The sequence below is a fragment of the Synechocystis sp. LKSZ1 genome (genome assembly GCF_040436315.1).
GTDB lineage: Bacteria > Cyanobacteriota > Cyanobacteriia > Cyanobacteriales > Microcystaceae > Synechocystis.
In genome coordinates, this window is record NZ_AP031572.1 from 1,341,509 (window position 1) to 1,367,869 (window position 26,361).

Here is a 26,361-nt window from a genome sequence, read left to right on the forward strand (position 1 = left end):
CAACGGAGAGGGGGGGATTCGAACCCCCGTTGGGTTGCCCCAAAACAGATTTCGAGTCTGCCGCATTCAACCACTCTGCCACCTCTCCCAGGGCCTCGCTAGAGGCAGGCTTATTGTTCATTCTAAGGGAATTGGCCCTATTTTTCGCTAGAGAGGGCCGGCATGGTGGTGATATACCAAGTTAACAGGCCCCCGGCAACGGCCATCACAGCCAAGGACAAGAGCACCGGCCTCAGGCCAAAGAGGCTTTCGGCTACCCCTGCCAGGGCTAAGGGTAGAGAAAGCGCAATATTGTTGACGTTATTTTCTAGGCCAAAGACCTTGCCATGTAATTCCGGGGGGGTTTCGACCTGGAGCATGGTCTGCATGGGCACACCAACTAAGGCCGCAAAAAAGCCCAGAATAGTGGTTAGGCCAAAGGTGAGGACTAAATTGCGATTAAACACCGCCAGGCCCAATAGACAAACCCCCATACCGAGGGAACCCCAGAGGGCCAGTTGAATCTGGGATAGTCGTTGGCCGCCGTAACCTACCCCTACGGCCCCAATGGCCATGCCGACTCCGCCGAAGGCCAGGAGAAAGCCAAATTGCGAGGCCTTGAGACCCGGTAAATTGGCCGCCATGCTAACGGCGAGTACCGAGAGGGCCGCAAAAATGGAAAAGAGAATCAGCAATTGAATCAGGGCATTGCGAACCCGATGATTTTCCCGTAGGTAGTCGATGCCATCTAGAATATCCCTGAAAACATGGGGATACTCGTATCCTTCGGGGCGTAGCTTTTCACCAGTTTGCAACAGGAGAAAGATGACCCCCGACAATAGATAGGCTCCGCCGACAACACCAACTTTGCCTAAATCCCAAGTCCCCTGCACTGAGCCTAATAATTGATCCGCTAAGGCCAAGAGGGGTTCGCCAATGGCAAAGCCGATAATGAGCACCGCCATTTGGGTCAGGGTACTGAGGGAATTGGCCGCCAGGAGATAGCGACGACGCACAATCAGGGGCAGGGTTGATTGTTCCGCCGGAGCAAAAAACTGGGTCAAGGTGGAGACGGTAAAGGTGACAACCAAGAGAATTACAAACCCCAGGGGGACTTGAAAACTATCGTGTTCAGTAGCATGCCAACGCCGCAAAAAACTGGGCAACCAAGCTAGGGGCAGGGTCAGTTTCGTCTGCTGGCTTAACCAGATCAGAGGCGGCAAACTCAAGACAAAGGCCCCGCGTAGCAGGTTCGTAATGATCAGGACTTCTTTTTTGAGCCAACGATCCACATAAACCCCAGCCAGGGAGCCAAACAGAACTGCTGGGATCGTATTGGCGATCATAATGGCCGAGACCCAACCACTAATCGACTGGTTAACCCCTTGGTAGTGATTAGCCACGAGGGAGATCATCAGCACCAAGTAAAATTTATCGGCCAATTGGGAAAAAATTTGCCCAAACCAGAGGGAAAGAAAACGAGGATTCCGCAAAATGGGCCCAAAACCCTGCCGAGATGTGATTAGCTTGGATTCCATGGAGGAAGCTGATGGGGGCAATTTTAAAGATCACAAGAGTCAAGGGAAATCGGGGGTATTCCGCACAAGAACCCCTTAGCCAACTCCTTTTAAAACTCTAGCGTTAATTGCGGCGGTTATTGCGACCCTTGTTTCAAGGCTCTGGGCGACTGGCAATATTAATCCGGTCACTCAGTTCCGACAGCAACTGGCTGAGTTCCCAGTCCTTTTGCTGGAGTTGGGTAATTTTTTCACAGCTATACATCACCGTCGTGTGGTCTTTACCCCCAAACTCCTGGCCAATGCGCGGTAAGCTGAGTTCTGTATGTTGGCGCATTAAGTACATTCCCACCTGTCTGGCCAAGCTGACTTCCCGCCGTCGGGAATTCCCCTTGAGATCCTCAATGCTTAGTTTGTAGGCCTGGGCAATGATATTAAGAATGGTTTCCGGGGATACTTCTACTTTTTCAAGCGGGGGATTGAGCACCGGCATGATGTTTTTAACCGTCATGGGCACCCCCGACAGAGAGGTATAAGCTATAGCCCGCAGGAGGGCCCCCTCCAATTCCCGGATATTAGCGGTGTAGTGGGTGGCAATGTATTCAATCACCTCCCGCGGCAGGCGCATATTTTCGTACTCGGCTTTCTTTTGTAGAATGGCCATGCGGGTTTCCAGATCCGGTACTTGAATGTCGGCAATCAGTCCCATGGAGAAGCGGGAAATGAGACGGTCTTGCAGGCCAGGAATGCGTTTGGGCGGTCGATCCGAGGCCAATACCACCTGTTTACCGGCCTCATGCAGGGTATTGAAGGTATGGAAAAATTCTTCTTGGGTGAACTCCTTGCCTTTTATAAATTGAATATCATCAATCAGGAGAAAATCGGCACTGCGATAATGCTCCCGAAAGGTCTCCATCTTGTCCTGACGGATAGCTGTGATCAGGTCATTGGTAAATTGCTCCGTGGAAATATAAAAAACGCGAGAGGACGGATACATTTCCAAACGATAGTGGGCAATAGCCTGCATCAAATGGGTTTTTCCCAGGCCCACGCCACCACAGAGAAACAGAGGATTAAACTCCCGCCCAGGGGATTCTGCAACAGCGAGGGAAGCAGCATGGGCCATACGATTCGTGGGACCAACCACAAAGCGGGAAAAGGTATATTTGGGATTTAGGGGCGAGGCCGGACGCCGGCCCTCTCGTTCCAGCTTGGTGGCTGGGCGTTCAGACAAGGATAAATTTTCTCCCGTTGCGGTGGTTAATTGGACTTCCACGGCTTTGCCCAGCAGACGACTAAAGACCTCCGTCAGCAAGGGCAGGTAGTGTTTATGGAGATGGTTGAGGACGAATAAATTGGCGGCCTGGAGGACAACCCGTTGTTCCGTAGCGCTTTGCAGGGTTGCCGTCTGAATCCAGGTTTCAAAGGCCGGGCGAGTGAGTTGGCTCTGGAGTTGTTCTAGGGCTTGCGACCACAGTTGTTGCTCAGAAATCGTCACGACTTACCGTTACCCCTACACGAACAAAGAAAAGAGCCTGGCCCTGATGGGCGGGGGTATTCAAGCTTTCATAATATATTTAGAAAGAGAACAACCCACAGAGTCCTAATCATACCGAAATTACAAAACTCATGCGTCAAGACTTTTTGGCCACAAGAGGGATGGGAACAATGTCTGCGACGGTAACCCCTGACCGTGGAACAACCTTAGTGCGCAAAACCTATCCCAACTACAAGGTCATCGTGCTCAATGACGATTTCAACACCTTCCAGCATGTAGCGGACTGTCTGCTCAAATATATCCCTGGCATGACCCCGGATACCGCTTGGGCCTTGACCAATCAAGTCCACTACGATGGCCAGGCTATCGTCTGGACGGGGCCCCAGGAACCCGCAGAATTGTATCACCAGCAACTGCGTCGGGAGGGCCTGACTATGGCTCCCCTAGAACCGGCTTGAAAAATCAGGTCTGGCCTCTTGCAAAAAGTCTTGGAGACGACGGACGGCTTCGACGAGGGTCGGTGGGTCTTGCACCAAGGCAAACCGCACAAATCCTTCTCCGCCAGCCCCAAAGCCCGCACCGGGAGAGGCCGCAACGCCTGTTTTCAAAACGAGTTGGCGACAAAATTCCAAAGAACGAGTCTGCCAAGGGGCGGGTAGAGGGGCCCAGACGTACATGGTGGCCAATGGCCGGGGAACTGGCCAAGGGATCTCCGCTAGGGCCTGGATAAACTGATCGCGGCGTTGGGCAAAAATTTGCACGGTCTCTTGGATCAGCTGGGGTGGGCTTTGCAGGGCCGTGATGGCCCCCTGCAGAATGCCTTGGTACTGATTGAAGTCCACAATGGCCTTGATCCGACGCAGGGCCTGGATTAGTTGGGCATTCCCCACCGCAAAGCCGATGCGAAAGCCTCCCATGTTGTAGGACTTAGAGAAGGTAAAAAATTCAATACTGCGCTCCTTGGAACGATCGGCCTGGAGAAAGGATGGGGGAAGCGGGGCACCGCCAAAGACCAAGTCACAGTAGGGAAAATCGTGAACCACCACTAGATCGTAGCGCTGGGCGAAGGCCAGGGCCGCCTGAAAAAAATCGAGGCTGGCCGTCGCCGTGGTGGGATTATGGGGATAGCTCAAAACCATGAGCTTGGCCCTAGCCAGGACCGCGTCAGGAACCTCGCTAAAAACTGGCAAAAACTGGTTTTCGGGGCGGAGGGGCATAGGGTAAATTTCCCCGCCTGCTAAGTAAACCCCCCCGGCATGAGAGGGATAACCCGGATCCAGGAGAAGCGCCACATCTCCCGGATTCAGAATCGCTAGAGGCAAATGGGCCGTGCCTTCCTGGGAACCGATCAAGCTCAGTACTTCGGTTTCGGGGTCTACCCCCAGGCCAAAGCGGGCTTCGTACCATTTTGCTACGGCCCGACGAAAGGCCTGAGTACCTTGGTGTAGAAGATAACCGTGGGTCTGGGGCCGCTGGAGAGCCTCGGCAATCGTCGCCAGAATTTGGGGATGGGTCGGCAAATCTGAGGATCCTAAGGATAGGTCGATCAGAGATTGGCCCTGCTTTTTGGCTTCGGTCTTGGCCTGATCCATATCCGCAAAGACATTGGCTGGGAGAGAATGTAAACGCTGGGCAAACTGCATAGACAGGCAATACCAAAGATTAACGGATGCTGAGGCCGAGACGGGCCGATGGGCTGGGAGTGGCGGCTTGATACAGACTGAGGTCAAACCAAAAAGTTGTACCAACGCCCACTTCACTGACCAGATGAATTTGACTGTGGTGTTTTTCGATAATATTTTTCACGATGGAAAGACCCAGACCGGTTCCCTCTAGGGTGTGTACCCGATTTTCCACCCGGAAAAAACGGTCAAAGATGGCCATTTGATCCTCGGGATCAATGCCAATCCCCGTATCAGCGATTTCTAGGCGCACTAGGCTCGTAGGGTTCTCTTCTGACAGAGCAGTTATTTTGTAGGCACGGATCAGGATTTTGCCCCCTTCCGGCGTAAACTTCAGAGCGTTCCCCACTAGATTCGTCATCACCTGGAGTAACAGATCGTAGTGCCCTAATACGGGAGGAAGATTGGTTTCAATCTCATGGCTGAGGGAAAGGCCCTTATCTTTGGCATTGAGTTGGTAAGTGCGTAAACTTTGCTCAATCAACGGGTGGAGTTCCACGGCCTCCAATTGGTAGATCTTGGAGGATTCTAACCGAGACAAATCCAAAACATCATTGACTAATCGAGTTAATCGATCGGTTTCGTGGTTAGCCGTTTCTAGAAATTCTCGTCGTTCCACCTCCGTTAGGTCTTCCCCAAACTCACAGAGAGTTTCAATAAAAGATTTGATATTAAAAAGCGGGGTGCGGAGTTCGTGGGAAACGTTACTAATAAATTGACTCTTGGCCTCATTTAATTCCACTTCCCGCGTAATGTCCTGGACAGTCATCACAATACCCTTCAGGGTTTCTCGGGATTGGTCAAAGACCTGGGTTAACATCAGGCGAATGGTTCGGGGAACCGGCTGAGTTAGGGTAATACGAAACTCCTCTGGTGCAAAAACCACCTCCGGGGTTGGAGGAGTTATCTCTAGACGGGAGGAATGCTGTTCCTGAGTCAGGTCTCGGAGAGGCTGGGTCAACTGAGCCGTAATTTCCGGCGGTAGGTATTCCAATAAATTTTGGCCGATCACCTCCTGGCCATCCCAGGCAAAGAGACGACGAGCCGTAGGATTAACCAATAAAAGTTGTAAATTCGTATCCACCAGCATGGCCCCATCAGCAATGGTGGAAACTAATGTATCCAGTTTGGCCTTTTCGGCGGTCATTTCCTCAATGTTTTGCTCTTCGTAGCGTTCTAAACGCTCGGCCATTTCATTGAAATTAACAATTAACTCGCCCAATTCTCCACCAAAGGGCAGGGTGATCCGTTGCTGAAAATTTCCTGCCGCAATGTTCTTGACCCCCATCAGTAATTCCTTAATCGGTTGGGTAATGGTCAAGGCATTAAAAACGGCCCCCAGGATCACCATCACCCAGATTGAAATAAAGACCGCAATGGTGACATCCCGGGTCAGGTTGGAGGAATTCACCACAGCAGGATTGGGATTAATACCCAGGGCCAACACACCCAGATAATGGCCCTCGTGACGTAGGGGCACAAAGACGTCGGTAACTTCTCCCTGGGGTGTTCGGTGCTGACGTACTAAAGGCAGGTCGGTACTGGAAAAATCCGGCTCTGGCAGTTCAATGCGTCGTTCCAGGGCTAGGGAATTCTGTACGGTGGCTTCGGAGTAGGGAATACCAAAAAAAATCTTGCCCTCGGGGTCGGCGTAGAGCATATACCGAACATTGGAGGTACTGGCGTAAAAGCGACTGGAAAAGCGGGCAACTTCCGTTAAATTTTGCTCGGCAATTAAGGGGGCCACGTTGGCCGAAAGCAGGAGGCCCAAATCACGACCAAAACGAGTATCCACCATCTGGGCTTCGTACTGAATCGTATTGACGGCCCAGAAAGTCAAACCACTCATAAAGAGGGAAACGACTAAGGTGGCCGCGGCCATCAAACGGGTCTGGAGTGTAAACTCCGACCACCAACGATGGATGACGGCTTGAATGGTTTGGAAAAACTCCAACAAGGCTAATTATCCGTAGGGCAATGGGTCGTGCGTCGTGGTACTGAGTTGCTAAGTCTCTAATCCCCCTTGGCTACTTCTCATCTTATCGGAGAGGGATCCGCTTGTCAGGCCGTTTCGTGATTGCTATTCCCTAGTTCAAGCAGGCCCGCGGGGGGTAAAATTTCGAGCCGGCCTTGGCTAAGGTCAACGACAGGGACAATGGCCTGGACAAAGGGTATAAGTACAGTTTTAGGTGGGGTATGCTCCCCGTCAGCGAGTTGAACCTCGAGGAGGGTATTACCGGCTTCGTAGACATCCACCACGATTCCTAAATGGGCCCCGCTGGCCTGGTGATAGACGGCCAGATTGATTAGGTCAGCCACATGGTACTCATCATCATCTAAGGGTAAGCGGTCATCCGCTGTTATCAAGAGTCGATAACCCACCAATTGTTCCGCTTGATTACGGTCTTTCACTTCAGCCAGACGCACCACAAATAGATTTTTTCCCGGAATGGGCCGCCCTGAGGTTAATTGCACCGCTCTCGGTGGTTCCCCCTGGGGCGACTGGAGCCAGCGTTGGCCCTGGCCCTGGAAACGCTGGGGAAAATCTGAACTAGAGAGAACCCGCAGTTCGCCTTGAATTCCCTGGGGTGCTACAATCGTGCCAATTTCTAGCCAATCCTCTGCCATTCGTTTCTAGTTTACTGGAATAGGCTTTATTGTACTCGTAACGGCGATTCGCCCACAGCCGAACCCGTGATCGAATATTTTTTCAGCAGTTGTACAATAAGACGGTACACAACAGGAGCCAGTCATGTTGAGCACAGAAACGACTTATTCCAAAGCGAGAGCAGAACTTGCTTCCCTATTGGATGAGGTGTACGACAATCGACAGGTGGTGGTGATTAAACGCCGTAACCAGAAGAATGTCGCCTTGATAGCGGAGGAAGATCTCGCCAGCTTACTAGAGAGTGTGCACCTGTTGCGGTCACCAGAGAATGCTCAGCGTTTATTTCAGGCCCTGGATTGGTCATATCAGATAGAAGGAGAGGGGGAGAGTTTAGACCAATTGAGACAGGAGCTGGGCCTTGGGTCGCAAAAAAGCCAATAAAACCGAGATCTCCAACTCATTTCACCACTACCGTCCGTTCTTTAGTCCTACCTTTAAAGAAGATTTACGTTGGTGGTATCGACAAGACCCGAAGCGAGCTGAAAAAATTCTAGATTTAGTCGCTGATATTCTTGATGGCCATCCCTTTCAAGGATTGGGTAAACCTGAACCACTAAAATATATTGAGGCTAACACGTGGTCTCGACGAATTGATTGGGAGCATCGTTTGGTTTACCGGGTCCAAGAAGACTGTATCTACTTTCTGCAAGCTCGTTATCATTACGCACCCTAGCAACGTTCAGTTAATGCCAAGTATGCTTCCACCCCCTCAACCCTTACCTGAACACCTTTGGGGAGAACAGTGGCGTTTCGTCACCCTGCCTGCCGGAGACTTTTTAACCGCTTTTCAGGATCGCCCCATTCCCTACGCCTCCCTGTCGGAATCTTTGTGGCCCTTTGCCTTCGGCGTCGCTTCGACCCAATCCCTACCTGGTATTGTGATCTACGCAGGGCGCCAATCTCGCTTGCTTTGTCAATGGCTCACCGACCAGCAACCCCAATACCTCAGCTATACGGAAACCGAAGCGGGCCAAGCCGGGGGCCTACTTCTCCAGGGCCAGCTTCAAGACCGCTGGATTCTCGTCACGTTCCAGGATGCGGAGATTGCCGCCGGGGGCCAACGCTTTAGCCAACGCCAACAACAAGCCCAGGGCCTCCACTTCCTTTGGGTACAACCCGATGACTCGGGAATGACGACTACGGGCATCTGGCTTCTCCAAAAGCCGATCACCTAAATCAAGCAAGTCTAAATACCTAAACGTTTGGGACGACGCTGACGACCCGCTAGCAGTAGGGGGTCTAAAAATACAACAATTTCTTCTAGGGGCAGGCAACGCACCGCCAAAGAGTTGCGGTGAATTTGATAAACCCAATTGTGATTAACATCCACTGCCGTTAACCAACCACTGCGGGGATGGTAGGCCCCCGTATCAATTCCTAACCAGCCGACACCACTCACCAATTTACCCGGCTCGACCTGGGGAAAAGTAAAGGTGATGGTATGGCCAATAATGATCAATTTTTCGGCGAAGTAAGGGTAACGACTCTGGTGGAATTTATCTCGAATCCAACAAAATTGCTCCTGGCTTTGGTCTTCTAAGGGGAGTTGGGGGTCTAAGCCGGCATGAACTAACCAGATATTACCCAGATCTAGGTACAGTGGTAGGTTCTGCATCCAGACAACGTGTTCCTGGGGAATTTGGTAGTTATAGCTCTGGAGTGTTGCCTGGCCACCGCTATACAACCAGGCCTGCAACAGTTGCGATGAGAGGGCCCCGCCCTTGAGGGCCTCTAGCATCATTTGTTCATGATTACCTAAAATACAATGGTATTTATTTTGCATCACAAAATCGACTACACGGGCACTCTCCGGGCCACGGTCGATCAAATCTCCCACAAAATAAACGGCATCTTGGGCCGTGGGAGCCATGACGTCAAACAATTTTAAGAGAGCATCGTAGTGGCCATGGACATCACCAACAATGAGCCGCCGCGGGGCAGAATGGGGGAAAGGGGCAATGGACATGAGGTGATAATAGCAAAAATTCCGGCGAGTCTAGCCAAGTTACCGTCTCTACGGTCTAATTGCTACTGTGCTCTCAACATTCCGTCACAAAAGACCTTTAGATTCTCGATAATGCTGAAATGTTTACGTTCGTTGCGGGGTTTTTGGCCCCTCCAGGCAAGCCTGTTATTGGTACTCCTCTTATCGAGTTGCGCAGAAACTCAAAAGGCCCAATGCCAAAAATTAATTCTAGTCACCAAGAATATGGCCCAGGAAGCCGCTCAATACCGCACCACCACTAAACCGGAGGATACCTTGGCCATCGCTTCGGCCTTTGAAAAAATGGCCCAAAAATTGCAAGATCTCAAATTCTCAGATACTCAACTGAGTTCCTATCAGCAAAACCTGGCTGAAGTGTATCTTGGTAATGCTACTGCTACTCGGAGTATGGTCAAAGCCATTCAAGAAAAGGACATCCTGACCGCGCGTTTAGCCCAGGCTCAAGTCAAACAGATCGGTCAGCGAGAACAGCAGGTCATCACTCAGATGAATCAGTACTGCCAGACGCCTTAGGCGGTTGAGCCAGCAACAGATAAACCGGATTCAGGGGCTGAAAACGGGTCAGTTGGGCCAGAGCCAAGGAGCGGGCAATCTGTACCTGTTGTACGCTATAAGGCCATCCCTGCCGCTGAAACCACTGCAATCCTAGGCTGAGATTTTCGAGGGTAGCCAAGGCCAGAACAACTCTAGCCTCTGGTGTCAGACAGGCCTGGAGATAATTCAAAATCGTCTCTAGTTGCCCGCCACTACCCCCGATAAACACCCGGTCGGGACGAGGCAGATTCGTTAAGGCCGCTGGGGCCACTCCTCTGACGGGAACGACATTCCTGACTTGCAGGCGACGACAATTCTGTTCAATTAAAGCTAGGCCGGCGGCGGTTTTTTCAATGGCATAAACTTGGCTCTCGGGGCATAGACGCGCCATTTCAATGGCCATGGCCCCTGTCCCGGCACCAATATCCCAAATGATTTGTCGGGGTTGAAGGGCCAATTCCCCCAGGGCCAAGAGCCGAATTTCACGCTTGGTCATCAGGCCGGGCCGGTCGGGAAAGCTTAGAAAAGTACTATCCGGTAGGCCTAGGCGAGGCAGGGTGACTAGGTCGGGTAATGGTGCCGCCTCACACCGCACTAAAACCAGCACGTTCAGGGGCGCAATAGTTGCCGGGTCTAGCTGTTCTAAGTCTGCGAGGGAATAGGCGGTGATCCGTTCCGTTTCGGCCCCCAGATTTTCGCAGAGCCAAAACTGGTAAGCATTAGCCAGGTCAAGACTCCGGTACAAACGAGCAATGGCCACCGGGTGGTGCTGGGGGTCAGTCAGAATCGCTAGCTTAGCAACCCCCTGTTGGAGCGGCGGCACAAGGCAATCCAGAGCCCGGCCATGGACACTGAGAACGACCGCATCCTGCCAGGGTAATTTAAGGCGATTAAAGGCCAACTGGACAGAACTGAGGTGGGGGTGAAATCGCAACTGCTCCGGCGAAAAATAGGTCAAAAGCAAGCGCCCTAGACCAAAATACAACGGGTCGCCGCTGGCCAAAATAACGATCCGGGCCTCGGGAGTTAATTGGGGCTGGAGTTCTGCCCACAGGCCCTGAAGATCTCCGAGGGGCAGACGGGGAGCGGGGTGTTCTGGAAAAAAGTCTAAAAGCCGGCCGGCTCCCACCAACAGGGTGGCCTGGGTAATCATCTCCTGACACTGCCTACTCAGGCCTGCCGGGCCATCCAAGCCAATACCGATAACGTCGATCACGGCCGGGGGCCTAGGGAGAGGAAGGTTCACGGTTCCAGCTTGGGTGAAGCGTTGCTTTTTATGGGTCGCCTGGGATTCGAACCCAAGACCAATCGGTTAAAAGCCGAGTGCTCTACCGCTGAGCTAGCGACCCGTGTGTTTTCCACACGATTTACTAATTTAACACAGAGAACTTGAAAATACAAGCTATTGTGCCAAGGTTTCTACCTGTATTTCTACCCAGGCTTCCAGGGTGCTGTGGGGAGCAAGGTGAGTCAACTGTTCTCCTGTATTCAGCGCATTGCGGGGCGCACTCCAGGGTTCAAGGCAAATATAGTCTTTGTCCTTGAGCGTCCAAAACACCAGGGTAGAAAAGTGCTCAGAGAAGTCCAGCCGGATCTGTAGGCCCCGAGCCCGATCCTGAAAGCCCGTCGTCAATTGGCTGATCGGGGTAAAGGCAAAATCCATTTCCGCCCTCTGCCAGTTAAAATTTCCCTGGTAGGGATGGTTGGTCTTCGTTTGTTGGTCTTGGTAGGCCTGGGCCGGAATATCAAACTGAAGTTGGTGTTTATCCGCTACCTGAAAATAGGGATGTAGCCCCGTAGAAAAGGGCATGATCTGGGGGGAGTGGTTGGTGTATTGCTGGTGAATTCTCAGGCTATTGCCTCGTAACTGGTAGGTAAAGCGTAGCTCAAAGGCAAAAGGATAAAGGGCCAGTGTTTCGGGCGTACTGCGGAGGCCCAGGGTTAAACTAGCGGCCTCGGTCATGTTTTGCTCCAGGACTTGCCAGGGCAAATTGCGAGCAAAACCATGCTGTTTTAAGGCATAGGCTTGACCGTCTAGCTGATATTGGTCGTTGGGCAGATTGCCACAGATTGGGAACAGAAGGGGAATGCCGCCCCGCACGCTCAGATTGGGGTCTTGGAAGCGCTGGGTATCCAGGTAGAGGATCTCCTGACCTTGGACTTGCCATTGGCTGATGATGCCGCCCCGCTCAGGGACAACGCTCAGACGACTGCCACTATGCTGGTCTTCTAGGTGGTAGGTCAAATATTGGTCTAGTTGGCGGGTGATCGTAAACACGGTGGGGGCCAGAGAAGAACTAGGCCCCAGCATAGCACCGGAGGGTTCAGGGCCAGGCCCTCTTCCCCAACCCTTTCTAAAGCCAGAGTTGTGTCAAGCCCCAGGACAAAAAAGCCGACCCTAGGGGCACCGTGAGATTATCAATACCAAGTTTGGAGAAGGTTTCCAATAGGGTCGCCACCAGGGCAATGATTACAGCAATCCCTAAAATCAGGCCCTGCCAGTCCCACAATGGCCCTAGCACTAAGCCCGTGATAGCGCCACTGATGACCAGCATGGTGAGGGAACCTTCCCAGCTTTTGCGGATGCCCCCTAGTTGGTAGGGATGACGACCGAAATTTTGGCCAATCAGGGCCGCCAGGCCATCCCCCCAGGCCATAATCAACAGGCCCAGGGCCGCAAACTCTGGTTGGCCGCGGGGAAAAAAGAAACCAGATAATAGACTGATACTGATAGCGTAAAAGAAGGTACCAAAACTACGCCGTCCTACACTTTCTAGGCTAGGTAATATCGGCAAGTAGTAGGACAACAGGGCAATGCCAGCAGCCAGAATCCCGGCCAGAATCCCCACCCACCCCGGAATTTGGAGCCACCAGGCCAACAAAAGAACCTGGCCACTGCCAATATGAACCATCTTGCGGGTAAATTCGCCGTGGTGAGGCTGGGAACGATTCCAGAACTCTGCCACCACAATCAGCAGGGCCAGATAAACGGCGATTAAAGCAATAGCTAGAGGCAGGGTGAGCAAGCAGTCTCCAAAAAACGTCAATGGGACGACATGAGAGCAAACAGACAAGGGATGGATCGGATCATGACTCCTACCAATTCACAAAGCCGCCCCCATTCCGCCAAGGACTGTTCCAAAAACCACCGCCATCAGCCCAGCCGTTGCGCCAAGGATTAACGTTTACAAAGCCTCGGCTACCGGCCCCATTGCCCCAGCCACCGCCTCGGGTATTAACAAAGCCGCGGCCACCACCGCCACCATTACCCCAACCAATAGCCACCTCCGATGGCAGGCCACCATTCTGGGCCTGGGTTTTCAGAGCCGTGTTAATACGAGCAATCCGGCCCTCCACAGCGGGGGTATGGGTCGGAATTTCTGCTTTGGCAATGGTTGCTTCAGCGGAGGTCGCACAGAGAGTAGCGAGGGTGACAAGAAAGGCTGTCCAGCCCATTTGAGTATTCATAGATGTTTTTGAGCGTTTGCAAATTTGATAACAGATGATGAAGCGATAGGAATCCGCCGGCTTTTTAAGGCTTGGGAGGAATTTGTTCGTGGGTCACTAGGATATATCCCATAAAGCTCTTGATTTTTTCTGGATCAACCTTGGCAACCCCTTCTGGGCCAATCCATTGCTGAACCGCCGCCACCGTTGCTTGGTCTCCCCGGACATAGTTTTCGGCGAGGCGCACGATCGCTCGATTGGCAGATCTTAGAAAGGCGGGGTTATTTTGAGGAAGCATACAGGCAATACCGTAGCTCATATAGGGTTTATCGGGTATCAGGTGCGTATCGGTCACCCCCAGGGCCTGACGTTGTCCGTCTAGCAGCAGACCATCCCCGGCTACCCCGTCTACTTTTTTATTTTTCAGGGCCAGAATGCCTTCCTCTAGAGTAGCTACAGGCACTAAGATGGCTTTCGGTTGGGCTAATTTCACTGTTTTTTCAGCGACGGAATTAGGCACCACGGCAATGCGTTTACCCATGAGGTTTTCCTCCGATTTGATCGGGCTACTGTGGGGAACGAGCAAACGGATCCCTGTAACCGAATAGCTAATGGTAAAGTCAACAAATCTATCTCGTTCCCAGGTAAACGCCGTATTACAGGCCAGGTCAATTTCACCACTGAGTAGTTTGGGGATAGCGGTGGTCACATCCGAGGCTTCAACCATTTCTAAGCGAATGGGTTTTCCTAATTCCCGCTCCACTTCTGCCCGAATCAGATTAGCCATATCAATGGAGAGGCCAACGAGCTCATTTTTGTCGTTGATGTAGGAGTAGGGAACGAGGTTGAGGGGGGTTCCCAGGGTTAATACTCCTGTCCGAGCCGTTTTTTCAAGCACGGTTTCCGCCTGACTAGCCGGGGTCGCAGCCAGAAAGAGGAGAAAGCTCAGAGCCGGAATCGCAAGCTTTTTAAACATTCTTTGTCAAAGGTAATTTGCCCCTAGTGTAGCGGCAGTTATCGGTTGGGAAAAGAGCTCCGTGGCCTTTCTTAAATTTTGGCTCCTAGAGATGATCAGCAAAATAGCGTTGGTAGAGGGGACAACTGACCTGGGCCAGGTCACCGAGGAGGGTAATCAGACCCATGCTTTCTAGACGATAGGCGGCCGTAGGCTCTAATTGGACGGGCTGGGCCTGGCTAATCACCTGTTTCATCGCTGTGGCTAGACTGAGATTGGCCTGGAGATGACTCCAATGGCGTCGCAGGTGGGCGCTGTAGATTCCCCCTTGGGTTGGGGCTTCCACTAAAATTTGGCCGAGATTGAGGGAGCCGACCTGGTTTAAGGCCAAACGAATGAGGTAGGGATGGCCCCCCACCAGGGCCGTTAGTGCTTCCAGGTGGGGTTGTAGAGCGTCTAAATTGGTAGAATCGAAGCTGAGTAGACCGACTAATTCTGTGACCTGAGCTAGGTTAAAACCAGGTAACTTTACCTGTTTACCCACATTAAAGGGAGATTGATTGGCTTCTAGCTTGAGGTAGGCTTCTGTGGAATTGGCCAAAATCAAACGCAGGTTTTGCCAGGCCGGTAGATTATTACTTTCTTCGTGCCAGTAGCGCAACATCGGCAGGAAATCCTCGGCAATAACGGGGTAATCAAACAGCCGATCTAGGTTATCTAGCCCGAGTACCAGGGGCTGATCCGAAGTCTCCAGCAAACAGCTTTGAAAGTAGGTTTTACAACTCACCAGACTACCAAATAGTTCTTCGTCCCAGTAATCATCCAATTGGGGTTTGAGGGCCAATTCTCGACTGACGTTGGCACAAAACCAGCGTAAAAATTTATCGAGACTGCTGAACATCGAACTTTCAGCGGCCTGGAGATTGAGATACACTGTTCGATACTGGCCCTGCTCAGCTTGCTGGAGGAGGAGCTTGAGGAGGGCGGTTTTGCCCATTTTTTCGGGGGCTTTAATCCGCAAAAGGGCCCCCGGCCGAGTCAATTCCTGCAGGCACTCACTTTCAATCGGAGGCCGAGAAATGTAAAGGCTATTGTCCCCGATGCGAGGTACCGCCAAGGGCATTAAGGGAGAGGACGCCAGGGCCGTCCCTTGGGCCGATAACCATTGGGGGTATTGAGTATCCTTAAACCACTCCCGCAGAATCTGAAATTTCCCCGGCCCTTTGCTGGAGGGGTCTAATTCGGGACAACCCTGGGGCCGGTCCTTGGCAAAAAAGCTGTAGATCTGGGTCATCTGCTTTTTGTAGGTCTCATGGCTGGCCGCCTCGGCAATTTCCCAGACCTCGAGATCCGATTTACGCCAATTTTCGTAGGCAAACCGTGCTAAAAAGACTTCCTTCAGTTTGCCGTGGATGTCGTAATCGTTGGTGATGTCTCGTAAAAATTGATCCCAGCCTTGGGGTTTCATGGGCGTTTAGATCGCAATAACGCAGGCGAATTGACTATCCCTCTAGGGTACAAATAGAAACCGCTTTTTGGGGAAGCCCCTGATTGAAGCTAACGACAATAACAAACCAGCCCGAAACCGGCGGAAGCCCAGGGGAAGACCATTGTCTTGAAACGACATTCCTCCTAGCTGACTTTTGGCAGTTGGGCAAAGGCCTTTTTATTAATTTCCACTTTGGTTTGACTGTCATCCTGACTCCCCAGAGGCCGCTGGAGTTGTCCGAGGTACAGCGGTTTAGACAGGCCCGGTTGAGGGTGAATCAGGGCCCGAGCACGAATGGTCAGTTGGTTGTCTCCTCCCTTGGCCCCGCGGCCGTAGGAAAAGTAGGTATTGGCTGCCTGTAATAGGGTTGCCTCTAAGGTCTGGGGAGTCACACTGGTGGGAACGCTAATCACAATTTGATTGGCTCCATTGTCGTAGACCCGGCTAAACTTAACAGAACCGGGAACCTCCGCCCGCTCAAAAAGCCCCAAGCTCAGCCCCCAGAGGCCAATAGTAAGAACTGCCATAAAGCCCGTAATCCCTACTAAGCGGAAACGAATACCCCATTTTAAAATGAGGGCCAGTAGCATCAGAATCAGGGCCAGAAGGGTTCCGTAGAGAGACCATTGAGTATACGTTGCAAAGTCCATGGCTTAACTAAATCTCCATCCCAAGATATTTGGCAACGGTTTGTACGTCCTTATCGCCCCGGCCAGAGCAATTAATCACAATCCGAGGACTGCCGCTCAATTGAGGACAAAGGCTTTCCAAGTAGGCAATGGCGTGGGCCGTTTCCAGGGCCGGAATAATGCCCTCTAACTCTGATAGGCGTTGCAGGGCCGCTAGGGCCTCCTGGTCGGTCACACTATAGTATTCGGCCCGGCCCGTGTCTTTTAAGAAACTATGCTCGGGCCCGACGCCAGGGTAATCCAAGCCAGCGCTAATGGAATGGGCCTCGACCACCTGGCCCTCACTATCCTGTAACAGATAACTCATGGCCCCGTGCAGAACTCCCGGTTGACCTAGGGTTAAGGTTGCCGCATGTTTACCGGAAGTAACCCCTTCTCCAGCGGCCTCGACACCGATCAGACGAACGCTGGGATCCCCAACAAAGTCGGCAAATAGGCCCATGGCATTGGAACCGCCCCCAACACAGGCAAGGAGAATATCGGGTAATCCGCCCCATTTTTCCTGGCATTGCCGCCGGGTTTCTTCCCCAATCACCCGATGGAAATCCCGCACCATCATCGGATAGGGATGGGGGCCGGCCACGGAACCGAGAATGTAGTGGGTGGTTTCCACATTGGTGACCCAATCCCGAATCGCCTCGGAGGTGGCATCCTTCAGGGTTCCGGTTCCCGCCGCTACCGGCTCTACTTTAGCCCCCAACAAGTTCATGCGAAACACATTTAGCTTCTGGCGTTCAATATCCTGGACGCCCATATAGATAATACACTCCAGACCAAAACGGGCACAGACCGTGGCTGTAGCGACACCATGCTGACCAGCTCCGGTTTCAGCAATGATACGTTTTTTGCCCATGCGTTTGGCCAATAGGACTTGACCGAGGGCGTTGTTAATCTTGTGGGCCCCAGTATGATTGAGGTCTTCGCGCTTTAGATAAATCTGGGGGCTACTGCCGTTGGGATTGGCGTAGTGGGCACTCAAACGTTCCGCAAAGTAGAGGGGACTGGGCCGACCCACGTAGTCTCGGAGCAGGCCTGCTAATTCCGTCTGAAAATCTGCCTCGTTTTGGTAGCGAGCATAGGCGCTTTCTAATTCGCTCAGGGCCGGCATCAAGGTTTCAGGAACGTATTTCCCACCATACTGCCCAAAACGCCCGAAGGCATCGGGATAGGTAGGGGCGGGAGCCGAATTCTGGGGGAGGGGCGTAGTAGTCACAATTACGATGAAAAGAATGGGTACGTTATGCAGGTACTTTTCTAGATTAACTGTATTCTAAGCCCTGGGGTTAATCCAGGGAAACGCAGTACCAGAGGGAAGCTACAAGCGGTTTATTACAAGCTGTGAAGTTCCTCTACCAAAGCCAAAAAGGAGTGAGAAAATTTGGGTGTATGGCCATCCCGCCATTATTGACCATACCTCACCACTCAATTTATTCCAGGAGACCACACTACCATGTTTTGGAAATTCAGACAGGTTGGGGGAGCCGTCTGGCAGTATCTCAATCAACCCCTTTTCTCTGAACCCCAAATTGCCGTTTGGAAACCCCGTCGCTTTTGGTACAGCTATAAAATTGAACATCTAGAACATTGTTGGCGCAAGAGTGCTTCGGAAAGTCATTCGAGTCCTTAAGGAAAAGTCGCCTCCTAATTCCTTTGGGTCTTCGTTATCGCCCCCTATACCAGGAAAAAACCGTCAAAGCCCAATGAATTAGGCCGGACGGTTTTTGTTTGCTCCCTGGGAGCAGTCATGCTTCTACGGCTCGATTACATGGAAGATCCGAGACCAGCATAGGCACCATAGAAAAAGAGGCCGACGACGGCAATCACGCCCATTCCAGCAACGACAGCAACAACCCACAAAGGGATTCTACCTTCTGCGAACATAAAATTCTCCTGATGATGTCCCCTGTCTGGGGGTAAGTTTGGTTAGTTCTTAGTTAAAGAAATAGCTTGAGAACAGAATACCGAGAACAGCAACTAACAGAAGTCCCAGGAACAGGGATGTCCGATTCAGTTCAACGGGTTGACGATTGGGGTTTTGGTTTCTTTCCATGGGGCGTTCTCCTAACGTTGAATAAACTGCATCGCGGCAATGGCCCCGATAAAAAAGACGGTGGGAACGGCAAGGGCATGTACCGATAGCCAGCGAACCGTAAAAATGGGGTATGTAATCGGTTGATTAGGATTGTTTGTAGCCATTATTTATTACCTGATTTTGAAGGTTCAAACTATTGATTAAAGCGTTGAATATCTCCACCGGCTCCGTAGCGGTTTTCGATAATGGGAAGTTCTTGGCGCGTTTGGGTGAAATATTCGTTGGGACGGGGCGTGCCAAAGACGTCGTAGGCGAGCCCAGTACTAACAAATAACCAACCCGCAATAAACAGCATCGGGATTGTGATACTGTGGATCACCCAGTAGCGAATACTTGTAACAATGTCTGAGAATGGGCGTTCTCCAGTTGAACCAGCCATGACTGTTCTCCTCTTAAAAAATTGCAAAGGTTGTGATTATTTTACCAGAATCCGCCCAACCGCCCCCTGCTTCAGACCCCGGTTGGGGATTCCTCTGGGGTGTCTTCGGCCGTGTCCGCTGTCGGCAGGGCTTCACTGGGGGCCGCGCTGATCACTGGCTGATACTTCAGGAGGATACCATTTTGGCCCAGCACAAAACCCTTATCCTCTGACAAGAACAAAATACGATAGAGGTTGGCTGGTGTATTTTCCAATGCCTGATCCTTGGCCCAGGTCAATCCCCCATCTGTACTGACGAGGAGGTTGCCACTACCGCCGGCTACCCAAACTTCTTCGGGAGTACGAAAGCCCAAATCCAGCAGGCCCCAACTACTCTTGGCCTGGGGAGAAATGACTTCACTCCAGACTTCGGTGCTGGGATCATTACTGAATTGTAGTTGGCCGCCCCGCGCCAATAGCCAGAGTTGGCCTTCCTGGCCGTAGCCCATTTTCTGGAGGCGACGGGAGGAATTGCGGTTGTGGGGCGTCCATTCGCTCTGGCCGGGCTCCCAAGTCGAGTAGAAGTTCCCCCGAGCAGATACGGCGACATAGCGGCCATCAGCACTACGTTCAATGGTGCGAGCCACCCCCACGGCCCCTTCGACTAAAGCCTTCCAGGTTTTACCCCCGTTACTGGTTTTGTAGATGGCCCCGAGGTCGGTAATCATTTCGGCGGTATTGGGGCCAAGGGCAATAATGCTATAGGGGGCACCGGGTAATTTTTCACTGAGGGGAATGCGGGCCCAAGTCGCCCCACCATCGGTGGTATGAAGCAGAATAGAAGGCTTGCCGGTGATCCACCCTTCCTGGCCACTGAAGCTCACGGCGGTAAAACTAGCCTTTTCGCCCGCAAGGTCAATGCCTCGCTGTTGCCAGGTGTCGCCACCATCGGTGGTTTCAAAGATCGTTTCCTTCGTACCAACCAGCCAACCATGCTGGGGATCAGCGGTAAAAGCCAAATCCGCAAAGGTGGAGTCCGTATCCAGGGCAATAACTGACCAGGGATTGGAACCCAAGTCTGGAACTTTACTGCAACTGATACAAAGAAGGGAAAGGGTTAGCAAGAGAAGCAAAGACTTCAACTGACGCCCAAGGGAAGTAATAGACATTGCCGAAAAAATTTAAAGCTTAAGGTTTCAATCATACGCAATCAATGCCGAGCCAGCCGGTCATCCCTAGGGGAAGAGGGCCACCGAGTTTACTGGAGGCCATAGAGGCTCAGAAAAAAGATAAACCCTAAAAATAGCGCTCCGAAGATCAGGAGGTTTTTTTGGTCTGGGGTCATGCGATTGAACCCAAAACCATAATTCAGGTTTTCTGCAAATCCCGAGGGAGCACTCCCGGCACCGGTACTCACAAATTGACGACGGGGGGCACCGCAGACAGGACACCGCCATGATTCTGGCAGGGCCTCAAAGGGCGTTCCGGCAGGAATTTTACTGCGATCATCACCCTTGGTCGGCACATAAACATAGCCGCAGGCACGGCATTCGTAGTCGTCGCTGGCCTGTTCCGCTAGGGTCTTTTCGGGGAGACGTTCACTCATTGCCAAGCTGAAGCAATTCTTAAAAAGATCTGTAACAAATTATTGCATAAAAGCCCCCCTCCCCCGTTAAAAAAGAGGAGGGGGACGACGCCAGGCATTATTTAGTCTTGTCTTGGGTAAGCGCCTCCCAAGCGGCCTTAGCCGATTCACTCAGGCGGTCTCCAAAATCATTAACCTGGGTAACGAGGCCTTCCCAATCTTTTTCCACATCGCTTTGGAGTTGCTTAATGGCCGCTTCAATGCGCTCGGGGTCGAAAAGGTTTAGGGTTTCGACTTGCTGACGGGCATTGCGCATCGCCTCTAGGTAACTGTCTCGGGCAAAGGTACCAGCCTTATTGGCTTCGTCGATGGCCTTCGTCCGAATCGCCTCAAGCAGGGCTTGGGTTTCCTGGGCAACTTCATCGGGCGTTTTTGTTTCTGGTGCTGATTGGGTTACCAAGCTAGGGTTGTCCGAGATCACTTCCACCATTGGTGTCTCCGGTGTCCCTTGGGGGTCATTGTTCATACAAAAAATTCCCAACGAAATTCACCTCAAATGGTAGCAACTTTGTCTCAGGATCACCATGGTCAGTAGGCCCTTGCGGGCATATCCCAGGGCAGTCCCCTAGGGAGCCCAACGGGGCCGAATCCCCTCTAAGGGCAGGGCCTTGAGTTCTGCCTGGGCCTGGGGGTTATTGATGGGAGGAAGGATCAGGAGCCAGAGCTTGCCGCCGACCACATTGGCCCCTGAATCCGTACTCAAACTATTCTGACTATCTGGGCGCGGATCTGTAACCACCTGATCGAATAGCAGCGCTAGACTATCAGGGGAGAGACTGACCTTGATGTCTTGGTACTCCGGCAGAACTGCTAAAGGGATGACTTTGCCCGTTTTCAAGTTAATTTGAGCAAAATAGGGTTGTTCTTGATAAAGTTCCCCGGGTAGGAGATTGGTGAGTAAGCAGTAGAGCAGCTGATTGGTGCCATTGAACTGGCAATTTAAGACAGAGCCTTCTGTACTGAGTAATTCCCGCTGAAGACCCTGGTTATTGACGTAGAACAGTGAGCGTTGGTAACGCTTTTTGGCGTTATCCATGTTGAAGTTGACCATGGCCGCTGCGGTGCCGTCGGGAGAAAAACTCAGAAGTTGGCCAAACTTAGGAAGAAAATCAATGGGCTTAGCCTCAGCTTGAAGGGGTAGGATACCAATACCTTCCCCCCTGGCTACGGCTAAACTTTGGCTATCGGGAGCGATTTTAAAGTCTCCTCCAGGAACCTTCAAACGCTGGGGAGGCTCTTGGCCACGGAGCATCCATAGATCAAAATCGGCAGGATTTGAGCGGTTAACCCGCTGAATCACAATGGTTTTACCGTCTGCTGAAACATCGAATTGGTTATTTTGGAAGCCTTCATTGCTCAGAATCAAGAGCGGTTCGGGCAAGGCCTGTTCCGGAACTGTTTCCAGAACAGGAGTGCTGTAAAGCTGGAGCTGTCGCAGGCCATCAAAGCCCAAGCTACGGTCAGCGGCAGAAAACAGAAGTCGTTCTTGAACGGAGTCCGTGCCGGGGGCCTGGTCATAGAACTTAAAGTCCACAACGGTGAGATCGGGAGGTGTCAGGATCGTTTTGCGTTGGTGAGTCAGGTTGTAGTAAATGATCCGTCCCTGCTCAATGCCCTGGGTACCAATGTAGGCAAAGGCCCGGTCTCGACTGCGAAATTGACCGACAAAAGGTTTCATCGGCAGGTGGTCCCGGTTCGGCCCCGCAGAATACTCAGTGGCCTTTGATAATTTGAGGGTATATTCTTCACCGTAGGGAATAGGTTGTTCCAGGGTGTAGGCTAGTTTTCGCCCAACCCAACTGATTTTTCCCGGTAAGAGTGGAGAAATTTGCAGGGCCTGCTCCACGGCTTGACGATTCATAGGACGGTCAAAGGTGACGATAAAAGCCCGGTCTTTGGCCCCGAGGGTTTGATTCTGCCAGGTAAAATCCTGGACGTGGGGCCGATTGGCTAGCCAACACCGCTCATTATTCTGACAACTCCAATGCCCTCCAACGAAGATAGCAATCGCTGTAGATAGTAGGCCTATAAGGGTCAAGGCCGCTTTATCGATGGGGGCTGTTAAGGGGGCACTAGTCATGAATTTAACGAAAAGCTGGAGGGTTTCTCTGCCATAGCCGAAGGTCGCCTTTATCCTAAAATACGAGGAGTGTTCCTGGAAAGAACTGAAATACTTTATCCCCTGGAATAGCCTAGACTCCAATGCCATGCGCTTAAAATTTTTTGTGGCACCTCAACCGAACTATCTCTTTTGGTTCGTGGCCATCACCGGCTTAATTCTGGATCAAAAAAGCAAGGATTGGGTCGTGCTCACCTTCCAAGAACCTGGCCAGACCTGGCCCCTGATTCCTCAGGTTTTTCATTTCACCTACGTCCTCAATACAGGGGCGGCCTTTAGCGCCTTCCGGGGCGGGGCCGGCTGGCTCAAATGGTTATCCCTTGGGGTGAGTTTTGCCCTGATGATCTTTGCCTGGAAAACCCCCAAATTGTCTCGCCTAGAGCAGATTGCCTATGGCTGTCTCCTCGCTGGGGCCCTGGGCAATGGTCTAGACCGGTTTTTCCTGGGCCATGTCGTTGATTTTCTCGATTTTCGGCTGATTAATTTTCCGGTGTTTAACCTCGCCGATGTGTTGATTAACCTCGGCATGATTGGCCTTTTATTGGCCCATTTTCCCCGTTCCTCTGTTTCCCCTCGCCCTTAGTTTTGGCATGTCAATTCTGGCCCTTTATCCTACGGCAATGCAATGACCCCTGCTTTTGATACTCCAGTTTTAGCTTCCACGCTTTTTCTCACCGTTATCTCCCTGATTGGCCTGGTGTTTTTCATCCGTGCTTCGGTCAAGGAGCGCCAGGCTCAACTTTACCTGCCGGTGGAATCGTCCGCCGTTGACTTGCTCGATCAACTGAAGGACTATCTTTTACAACGGGCCTACCGCGTTATTGCCATTAATCCTGCGACGCAAAGCATCACCTTTGAAGGCACTGTCAGTCCCAGTAAATTTTTAGCCGTTTTTCTCTCGCTAATGGCGGCCCTGGGGCTTCTCTGTTTAGCGCTGGTAATTGGCACTCTCTGGCCCGAGGCGGCCCTGCCCTCCCTGGTTTTATTAGGCCTCGCTCCCTTGGCTGGTCTATTCTATTGGCGACGGGCCCAACGGCAAGAACAGGTACAGATTCAAGTCCTCTCCCGGCCCGAGAGTCAAGACCCAGATCAGCCCTGGTTAACCATCACCGGTCATCGGGATGAACTCAAGGCCCTGCAGGCGCAGTTTCCCCTGCCGTGGCAAGGTCTGGCCTCCCATTAGGGACGGCAAAACAAAACTGGGCCGTTAACTGCCAGCTTTTCCCCAGGGGCTGAATTTCAATCCGTTGAATAAATTCCCGCAGATAAAAACGCCGCTCGCCTTCGGACAGGTCATGCCAAAACTGGGGATGACCAACGGCGCTGATCATGGGCGGCAAGTCATCGGGGGGTAATTGGTTGATTTGTTGCTGTAATTGGGCCATTTCCCCCTGGAGTTGGTAGTGACGTCGTTGCTCGGTATCCCTATCTAAAATCCCCTGCTGGGTCAGGGCCGGCAGTTGCTCACAGATCCGTTGCCGCTTCTCCCACTCGGACTGTAATTGTTGTCTCAGGGCCGCCACACGGGGCCGCTCCACCGTCGCCACCGCCCTGGGCAGTTGGTCGCAGATATATTGAATTAGGTCGTTGAGCACCTGGCTGTAGGTGAGACCCGGACATTTCTGCTGGTTAGGACAGGCCTGGGGCCGCAAGTATAGATAGCGTTGATCAGAGCCCCGACGGGTGACAGAACTGACGACATACCGAGAAGTACATTGCTGACAATAGACCAGGCCCGCCAGGCAGTGGGGCGCACTCGCACTGCGTCGGGGATACTGGCGATGACTACGCAGGAGACGGTCGATCTGGGCCGCTTCCTGCCGTGACACAATAGCCGGGTGAGCATTAGCAATCACGGTTTGATCACCATAGAGCAGATCACCCCGATAGATGGGATGGCTTAGCCAGCGTCGTCCCGTAGCTGGGGAAATTTTTTTGCTGTAGCGTTTTTCCAGGTAACGGACGGCCCCCCGTAGAGAGCCAGAGCGGAGAAAGTAATCAAAAAAGGCCTTAACCACGGGGGCCGCCGCTCGATCTAGCAAATAACGTTCCCGACTTTTGCGATAACCGTAGGGGGCCTTGCCAGGGGGCGGTAGGCCTTGGTGACGACGGCGCTGGTGGCCTTGGCGTTGGGGAGAGGGGGGGGACTCGCTCACAGTGTTTGACCCGGATCATTTCCCCGGGGAGGGCCTAGGCCCCAATCCCTAAACGGTCCGCCAGGCCAGGACTGAGGGGAATGAGCATCGTTAGCATCAAAAACAGGGCCAGCAGACCCCAGGCGGCACGGGTGTCATCGGGTTCGCTCAATTCATTTAAGCTTGGCCGCTCTAACTCCCGTTGCAGAAACAGAATCACCACGGCCCAGTAGAGGGGAATCGGGTTGGCCGGATTCACCAGGGCAACAATGCCCAGCAGGATTAATGTGCCAATGGTCGTGCGACGGGCCGTTTTTCGGCCGTAGATGGCTTGAACTAAGCGGCCCCCATCCAGTTGGCCGGCGGGCAGTAGATTCAGGGCCGTGATAGTTAGGCCCAGCCAGCCCAAAACCACCAGGGGATGAATCGCCACCAGGCCCTGTTGCAATTGTTCCCCCAAAATAATGCGGGCCAAGGCCCCGACCAGAAGGGAACCCTGGAAAAATTGACTAGGAATTTGCAGAAGGCCCCCTGGCTGGGAAAGCAGCAGGCCCAAAACCAGAAACACCATCGACAGCAGGCCCCCGCAGGCCGGCCCGGCTAGGGCAATATCAAACAGGGCCGAGCGATTGGGCAATAGGGATTCAAAACGGGTAATCGCGCCAAAAGAACCAATTTGCCAAGTAGGCAAGAAAAAGGGCCAACTGAGGCCAACCTGCCATTGTTTAGCGACAAGGTAATGGCCGACTTCATGGGCCAAAAGAATGCTTGCTAGGCCCAGGACGAGGGGAAGAATTTCGGCATAGCGTTGCCATTGGGCAAAAAAGTCAAAGCCCAGGAGACTGGCAGCGGCTTCACCACTGGTGACCAGGGTTGCAATAAAGAGAACGACGGCCAAATTTTTCTGGGGCAGGGTCATAGGTTGGGGGCGATTACTGCTGGGCAGAACCACCACCACCGGCCGGCCATCGGTTCCTTCCACCAGGAATACCTGATAGCGGTTACCAGCGCATTCCTTTAATTTCTCCGCTAGTTTGGCGTAGGCTTGCTCTGGATCGGTGCGGAGATTCCCTCGAAAAATAGCGCCGTCTTGGTAGGCAATGGTTTCCGTGGCAAAAAAGCTATCAATGCCAAAAATACCTTTGATAGCCGCCAGATCGTCGGTAGGAATCGGGGTCGGGGCAAGATTAGTCCCCTGGTCGCTAGGGACGGTTTCCTGATCACTATTGACGGTCTGGAGACGTTGATTAGCCTTTTCCTGGAGGAGCTTTTCCAGGCCTTCTTGACGCAGTTTCCGGCCCAGCCAGATATAACTCCCCGTCGAAATCAGGAGTAGAACCAAGATGGTGACGAGATTCAGATAAAGGCCTAGGGCAAATAGCGCAAAGAAGATCAGCCAAGGGGCCATCAAAATCAGGGACTGGAGCCAGGCCAATAATCCTAGTCGGCCGTAGGGTTTGGCACGCTGAAAGCCCCAGACTAAAACCCCAGCCGCTAGGAGCAAAATTAGGCCAATGGTCGCTATTTCAGGGCTGTTGAGAGTCATGGA

32 protein-coding genes and 2 tRNA genes are annotated in these 26,361 nt (G+C 52.4%); 8 read left to right on the plus strand and 26 right to left on the minus strand.

The window, feature by feature from the left end:
* Nucleotides 1-3 precede the first annotated feature (3 nt).
* The 3 genes from ABXS88_RS06365 to dnaA all read right to left on the minus strand — a co-directional run bounded on the left by ABXS88_RS06365 (nucleotide 4) and on the right by dnaA (nucleotide 2,994).
* Nucleotides 4-88: transfer RNA gene (locus ABXS88_RS06365), tRNA-Ser, on the minus strand.
* A 49-nt stretch (nucleotides 89-137) separates the two neighbouring features.
* The gene (locus ABXS88_RS06370; RefSeq protein WP_353674345.1) at nucleotides 138-1,517 is read right to left on the minus strand and encodes an MFS transporter; all 1,380 of its coding nucleotides are present in this window, start codon (nucleotides 1,515-1,517) and stop codon (nucleotides 138-140) included.
* Between the two features lie 133 nt (nucleotides 1,518-1,650).
* Nucleotides 1,651-2,994, minus strand: coding sequence for a chromosomal replication initiator protein DnaA (gene dnaA, locus ABXS88_RS06375; RefSeq protein WP_353674346.1), 1,344 nt, complete (start codon nucleotides 2,992-2,994; stop codon nucleotides 1,651-1,653).
* A gap of 161 nt (nucleotides 2,995-3,155) precedes the next feature.
* Between dnaA and clpS the strand changes: the two genes are divergently transcribed.
* Complete coding sequence (gene clpS / locus ABXS88_RS06380) at nucleotides 3,156-3,452, plus strand: ATP-dependent Clp protease adapter ClpS (RefSeq protein WP_353674347.1); 297 nt, start codon at nucleotides 3,156-3,158, stop codon at nucleotides 3,450-3,452.
* Here clpS and ABXS88_RS06385 read toward each other — a convergent pair.
* From ABXS88_RS06385 to rimM, 3 genes are all read right to left on the minus strand, one after another.
* Nucleotides 3,438-4,637, minus strand: coding sequence for an LL-diaminopimelate aminotransferase (locus ABXS88_RS06385; protein ID WP_353674348.1), 1,200 nt, complete (start codon nucleotides 4,635-4,637; stop codon nucleotides 3,438-3,440). The two genes, clpS and ABXS88_RS06385, sit on opposite strands and share 15 nt — an antisense overlap.
* Before the next feature lie 19 nt (nucleotides 4,638-4,656).
* Complete coding sequence (gene nblS, locus ABXS88_RS06390; RefSeq protein WP_353674349.1) at nucleotides 4,657-6,633, minus strand: two-component system sensor histidine kinase NblS; 1,977 nt, start codon at nucleotides 6,631-6,633, stop codon at nucleotides 4,657-4,659.
* 104 nt (nucleotides 6,634-6,737) lie between these two features.
* A complete protein-coding gene (rimM, locus tag ABXS88_RS06395; protein WP_353674350.1) occupies nucleotides 6,738-7,304 on the minus strand; it encodes a ribosome maturation factor RimM in 567 nt (188 codons plus the stop codon).
* Between the two features lie 124 nt (nucleotides 7,305-7,428).
* Between rimM and ABXS88_RS06400 the strand changes: the two genes are divergently transcribed.
* From ABXS88_RS06400 to ABXS88_RS06410, 3 genes are read left to right on the plus strand one after another with little or no spacing between them, the layout of a single operon-like run.
* Entirely contained in the window at nucleotides 7,429-7,725 is a 297-nt protein-coding gene (locus tag ABXS88_RS06400) for a type II toxin-antitoxin system Phd/YefM family antitoxin (protein WP_353674351.1), read from the plus strand.
* Nucleotides 7,703-8,017 (plus strand): Txe/YoeB family addiction module toxin, encoded by a 315-nt coding sequence (locus tag ABXS88_RS06405; protein WP_353674352.1) that lies wholly within the window; start codon nucleotides 7,703-7,705, stop codon nucleotides 8,015-8,017. The genes ABXS88_RS06400 and ABXS88_RS06405 overlap by 23 nt, the downstream gene beginning before the upstream one ends.
* A gap of 13 nt (nucleotides 8,018-8,030) precedes the next feature.
* A complete protein-coding gene (locus tag ABXS88_RS06410) occupies nucleotides 8,031-8,519 on the plus strand; it encodes a Tab2 family RNA-binding protein (protein ID WP_353674353.1) in 489 nt (162 codons plus the stop codon).
* 11 nt (nucleotides 8,520-8,530) lie between these two features.
* Here ABXS88_RS06410 and ABXS88_RS06415 read toward each other — a convergent pair whose 3' ends face one another.
* Nucleotides 8,531-9,310 carry a metallophosphoesterase family protein gene (locus ABXS88_RS06415; RefSeq protein WP_353674354.1) on the minus strand — a complete coding sequence of 260 codons (780 nt, stop codon included), beginning with the start codon at nucleotides 9,308-9,310 and terminating at the stop codon, nucleotides 8,531-8,533.
* Nucleotides 9,311-9,421: 111 nt separating this feature from the next.
* On the opposite strand from ABXS88_RS06415, the gene ABXS88_RS06420 reads away from it, so the two are divergent.
* On the plus strand, nucleotides 9,422-9,862 hold the full coding sequence (locus tag ABXS88_RS06420) for a hypothetical protein (RefSeq protein ID WP_353674355.1): 441 nt from the start codon (nucleotides 9,422-9,424) through the stop codon (nucleotides 9,860-9,862).
* Here ABXS88_RS06420 and cbiE read toward each other — a convergent pair.
* The 9 genes from cbiE to trpB all read right to left on the minus strand — a co-directional run bounded on the left by cbiE (nucleotide 9,828) and on the right by trpB (nucleotide 17,679).
* On the minus strand, nucleotides 9,828-11,099 hold the full coding sequence (cbiE, locus tag ABXS88_RS06425) for a precorrin-6y C5,15-methyltransferase (decarboxylating) subunit CbiE (protein ID WP_353674356.1): 1,272 nt from the start codon (nucleotides 11,097-11,099) through the stop codon (nucleotides 9,828-9,830). The two genes, ABXS88_RS06420 and cbiE, sit on opposite strands and share 35 nt — an antisense overlap.
* A gap of 61 nt (nucleotides 11,100-11,160) precedes the next feature.
* A tRNA-Lys gene (locus tag ABXS88_RS06430) sits at nucleotides 11,161-11,232 on the minus strand.
* 53 nt (nucleotides 11,233-11,285) lie between these two features.
* Nucleotides 11,286-12,194, minus strand: a complete 909-nt coding sequence (locus ABXS88_RS06435; protein WP_353674357.1) for an aldose epimerase — start codon at nucleotides 12,192-12,194, stop codon at nucleotides 11,286-11,288.
* Between the two features lie 43 nt (nucleotides 12,195-12,237).
* Nucleotides 12,238-12,909, minus strand: a complete 672-nt coding sequence (locus ABXS88_RS06440; protein WP_353674358.1) for a diacylglycerol/polyprenol kinase family protein — start codon at nucleotides 12,907-12,909, stop codon at nucleotides 12,238-12,240.
* 70 nt (nucleotides 12,910-12,979) lie between these two features.
* Nucleotides 12,980-13,351 (minus strand): GrrA/OscA1 family cyclophane-containing rSAM-modified RiPP, encoded by a 372-nt coding sequence (gene grrA, locus ABXS88_RS06445; RefSeq protein WP_353674359.1) that lies wholly within the window; start codon nucleotides 13,349-13,351, stop codon nucleotides 12,980-12,982.
* Nucleotides 13,352-13,415: 64 nt separating this feature from the next.
* Nucleotides 13,416-14,306, minus strand: a complete 891-nt coding sequence (gene grrP, locus ABXS88_RS06450) for an extracellular substrate binding-like orphan protein GrrP (protein ID WP_353674360.1) — start codon at nucleotides 14,304-14,306, stop codon at nucleotides 13,416-13,418.
* An 85-nt stretch (nucleotides 14,307-14,391) separates the two neighbouring features.
* On the minus strand, nucleotides 14,392-15,753 hold the full coding sequence (locus ABXS88_RS06455) for an AAA-like domain-containing protein (RefSeq protein ID WP_353674361.1): 1,362 nt from the start codon (nucleotides 15,751-15,753) through the stop codon (nucleotides 14,392-14,394).
* Nucleotides 15,754-15,917: 164 nt separating this feature from the next.
* A complete protein-coding gene (locus ABXS88_RS06460; RefSeq protein ID WP_353674362.1) occupies nucleotides 15,918-16,424 on the minus strand; it encodes a Ycf51 family protein in 507 nt (168 codons plus the stop codon).
* 7 nt (nucleotides 16,425-16,431) lie between these two features.
* Complete coding sequence (gene trpB / locus ABXS88_RS06465; protein ID WP_353674787.1) at nucleotides 16,432-17,679, minus strand: tryptophan synthase subunit beta; 1,248 nt, start codon at nucleotides 17,677-17,679, stop codon at nucleotides 16,432-16,434.
* 234 nt (nucleotides 17,680-17,913) lie between these two features.
* On the opposite strand from trpB, the gene ABXS88_RS06470 reads away from it, so the two are divergent.
* On the plus strand, nucleotides 17,914-18,090 hold the full coding sequence (locus tag ABXS88_RS06470) for a hypothetical protein (RefSeq protein WP_353674363.1): 177 nt from the start codon (nucleotides 17,914-17,916) through the stop codon (nucleotides 18,088-18,090).
* 134 nt (nucleotides 18,091-18,224) lie between these two features.
* Here ABXS88_RS06470 and ABXS88_RS06475 read toward each other — a convergent pair whose 3' ends face one another.
* The 8 genes from ABXS88_RS06475 to ABXS88_RS06510 form a co-directional block, all read right to left on the minus strand.
* On the minus strand, nucleotides 18,225-18,344 hold the full coding sequence (locus tag ABXS88_RS06475; protein ID WP_353674364.1) for a photosystem II reaction center protein J: 120 nt from the start codon (nucleotides 18,342-18,344) through the stop codon (nucleotides 18,225-18,227).
* Between the two features lie 49 nt (nucleotides 18,345-18,393).
* Nucleotides 18,394-18,513 carry a photosystem II reaction center protein L gene (locus tag ABXS88_RS06480; protein ID WP_353674365.1) on the minus strand — a complete coding sequence of 40 codons (120 nt, stop codon included), beginning with the start codon at nucleotides 18,511-18,513 and terminating at the stop codon, nucleotides 18,394-18,396.
* Nucleotides 18,514-18,524: 11 nt separating this feature from the next.
* Nucleotides 18,525-18,659 carry a cytochrome b559 subunit beta gene (psbF, locus tag ABXS88_RS06485; RefSeq protein WP_353674366.1) on the minus strand — a complete coding sequence of 45 codons (135 nt, stop codon included), beginning with the start codon at nucleotides 18,657-18,659 and terminating at the stop codon, nucleotides 18,525-18,527.
* A gap of 29 nt (nucleotides 18,660-18,688) precedes the next feature.
* A complete protein-coding gene (gene psbE / locus ABXS88_RS06490) occupies nucleotides 18,689-18,934 on the minus strand; it encodes a cytochrome b559 subunit alpha (RefSeq protein WP_353674367.1) in 246 nt (81 codons plus the stop codon).
* A gap of 71 nt (nucleotides 18,935-19,005) precedes the next feature.
* Nucleotides 19,006-20,082: a photosynthesis system II assembly factor Ycf48 gene (locus ABXS88_RS06495; RefSeq protein ID WP_353674368.1), complete on the minus strand. Its 1,077-nt coding sequence runs from the start codon at nucleotides 20,080-20,082 to the stop codon at nucleotides 19,006-19,008.
* 89 nt (nucleotides 20,083-20,171) lie between these two features.
* Complete coding sequence (locus ABXS88_RS06500) at nucleotides 20,172-20,519, minus strand: rubredoxin (RefSeq protein ID WP_353674369.1); 348 nt, start codon at nucleotides 20,517-20,519, stop codon at nucleotides 20,172-20,174.
* Between the two features lie 97 nt (nucleotides 20,520-20,616).
* Nucleotides 20,617-21,024 (minus strand): hypothetical protein, encoded by a 408-nt coding sequence (locus tag ABXS88_RS06505; protein WP_353674370.1) that lies wholly within the window; start codon nucleotides 21,022-21,024, stop codon nucleotides 20,617-20,619.
* 99 nt (nucleotides 21,025-21,123) lie between these two features.
* Complete coding sequence (locus ABXS88_RS06510; protein ID WP_353674371.1) at nucleotides 21,124-22,638, minus strand: hypothetical protein; 1,515 nt, start codon at nucleotides 22,636-22,638, stop codon at nucleotides 21,124-21,126.
* Between the two features lie 127 nt (nucleotides 22,639-22,765).
* Between ABXS88_RS06510 and lspA the strand changes: the two genes are divergently transcribed.
* Together lspA and ABXS88_RS06520 are read left to right on the plus strand one after the other, a co-directional pair.
* The gene (gene lspA, locus ABXS88_RS06515) at nucleotides 22,766-23,260 is read left to right on the plus strand and encodes a signal peptidase II (RefSeq protein WP_353674372.1); all 495 of its coding nucleotides are present in this window, start codon (nucleotides 22,766-22,768) and stop codon (nucleotides 23,258-23,260) included.
* A gap of 42 nt (nucleotides 23,261-23,302) precedes the next feature.
* Entirely contained in the window at nucleotides 23,303-23,860 is a 558-nt protein-coding gene (locus tag ABXS88_RS06520) for a cofactor assembly of complex C subunit B (protein WP_353674373.1), read from the plus strand.
* Here ABXS88_RS06520 and ABXS88_RS06525 read toward each other — a convergent pair.
* The gene (locus tag ABXS88_RS06525) at nucleotides 23,805-24,833 is read right to left on the minus strand and encodes a recombinase family protein (protein WP_353674374.1); all 1,029 of its coding nucleotides are present in this window, start codon (nucleotides 24,831-24,833) and stop codon (nucleotides 23,805-23,807) included. The genes ABXS88_RS06520 and ABXS88_RS06525 overlap by 56 nt on opposite strands.
* Nucleotides 24,834-24,867: 34 nt before the next feature.
* Nucleotides 24,868-26,358 carry a site-2 protease family protein gene (locus ABXS88_RS06530; protein WP_353674375.1) on the minus strand — a complete coding sequence of 497 codons (1,491 nt, stop codon included), beginning with the start codon at nucleotides 26,356-26,358 and terminating at the stop codon, nucleotides 24,868-24,870.
* Between the last annotated feature and the right edge of the window lie 3 nt (nucleotides 26,359-26,361).

Bases quoted from the DNA above. Each gene is read 5' to 3' on its own strand.
- ABXS88_RS06370 (WP_353674345.1), bottom strand. From the start codon at position 1,517: ATGGAATCCAAGCTAATCACATCTCGGCAGGGTTTTGGGCCCATTTTG.
- clpS (WP_353674347.1), top strand. From the start codon at position 3,156: ATGGGAACAATGTCTGCGACGGTAACCCCTGACCGTGGAACAACCTTA.
- ABXS88_RS06385 (WP_353674348.1), bottom strand. From the start codon at position 4,637: ATGCAGTTTGCCCAGCGTTTACATTCTCTCCCAGCCAATGTCTTTGCG.
- rimM (WP_353674350.1), bottom strand. From the start codon at position 7,304: ATGGCAGAGGATTGGCTAGAAATTGGCACGATTGTAGCACCCCAGGGA.
- ABXS88_RS06400 (WP_353674351.1), top strand. From the start codon at position 7,429: ATGTTGAGCACAGAAACGACTTATTCCAAAGCGAGAGCAGAACTTGCT.
- ABXS88_RS06410 (WP_353674353.1), top strand. From the start codon at position 8,031: ATGCCAAGTATGCTTCCACCCCCTCAACCCTTACCTGAACACCTTTGG.
- ABXS88_RS06415 (WP_353674354.1), bottom strand. From the start codon at position 9,310: ATGTCCATTGCCCCTTTCCCCCATTCTGCCCCGCGGCGGCTCATTGTT.
- ABXS88_RS06420 (WP_353674355.1), top strand. From the start codon at position 9,422: ATGCTGAAATGTTTACGTTCGTTGCGGGGTTTTTGGCCCCTCCAGGCA.
- ABXS88_RS06435 (WP_353674357.1), bottom strand. From the start codon at position 12,194: ATGCTGGGGCCTAGTTCTTCTCTGGCCCCCACCGTGTTTACGATCACC.
- grrA (WP_353674359.1), bottom strand. From the start codon at position 13,351: ATGAATACTCAAATGGGCTGGACAGCCTTTCTTGTCACCCTCGCTACT.
- grrP (WP_353674360.1), bottom strand. From the start codon at position 14,306: ATGTTTAAAAAGCTTGCGATTCCGGCTCTGAGCTTTCTCCTCTTTCTG.
- ABXS88_RS06455 (WP_353674361.1), bottom strand. From the start codon at position 15,753: ATGAAACCCCAAGGCTGGGATCAATTTTTACGAGACATCACCAACGAT.
- ABXS88_RS06460 (WP_353674362.1), bottom strand. From the start codon at position 16,424: ATGGACTTTGCAACGTATACTCAATGGTCTCTCTACGGAACCCTTCTG.
- ABXS88_RS06470 (WP_353674363.1), top strand. From the start codon at position 17,914: ATGTTTTGGAAATTCAGACAGGTTGGGGGAGCCGTCTGGCAGTATCTC.
- ABXS88_RS06475 (WP_353674364.1), bottom strand. From the start codon at position 18,344: ATGTTCGCAGAAGGTAGAATCCCTTTGTGGGTTGTTGCTGTCGTTGCT.
- ABXS88_RS06480 (WP_353674365.1), bottom strand. From the start codon at position 18,513: ATGGAAAGAAACCAAAACCCCAATCGTCAACCCGTTGAACTGAATCGG.
- psbF (WP_353674366.1), bottom strand. From the start codon at position 18,659: ATGGCTACAAACAATCCTAATCAACCGATTACATACCCCATTTTTACG.
- psbE (WP_353674367.1), bottom strand. From the start codon at position 18,934: ATGGCTGGTTCAACTGGAGAACGCCCATTCTCAGACATTGTTACAAGT.
- ABXS88_RS06495 (WP_353674368.1), bottom strand. From the start codon at position 20,082: ATGTCTATTACTTCCCTTGGGCGTCAGTTGAAGTCTTTGCTTCTCTTG.
- ABXS88_RS06500 (WP_353674369.1), bottom strand. From the start codon at position 20,519: ATGAGTGAACGTCTCCCCGAAAAGACCCTAGCGGAACAGGCCAGCGAC.
- ABXS88_RS06505 (WP_353674370.1), bottom strand. From the start codon at position 21,024: ATGAACAATGACCCCCAAGGGACACCGGAGACACCAATGGTGGAAGTG.
- ABXS88_RS06510 (WP_353674371.1), bottom strand. From the start codon at position 22,638: ATGACTAGTGCCCCCTTAACAGCCCCCATCGATAAAGCGGCCTTGACC.
- lspA (WP_353674372.1), top strand. From the start codon at position 22,766: ATGCGCTTAAAATTTTTTGTGGCACCTCAACCGAACTATCTCTTTTGG.
- ABXS88_RS06520 (WP_353674373.1), top strand. From the start codon at position 23,303: ATGACCCCTGCTTTTGATACTCCAGTTTTAGCTTCCACGCTTTTTCTC.
- ABXS88_RS06530 (WP_353674375.1), bottom strand. From the start codon at position 26,358: ATGACTCTCAACAGCCCTGAAATAGCGACCATTGGCCTAATTTTGCTC.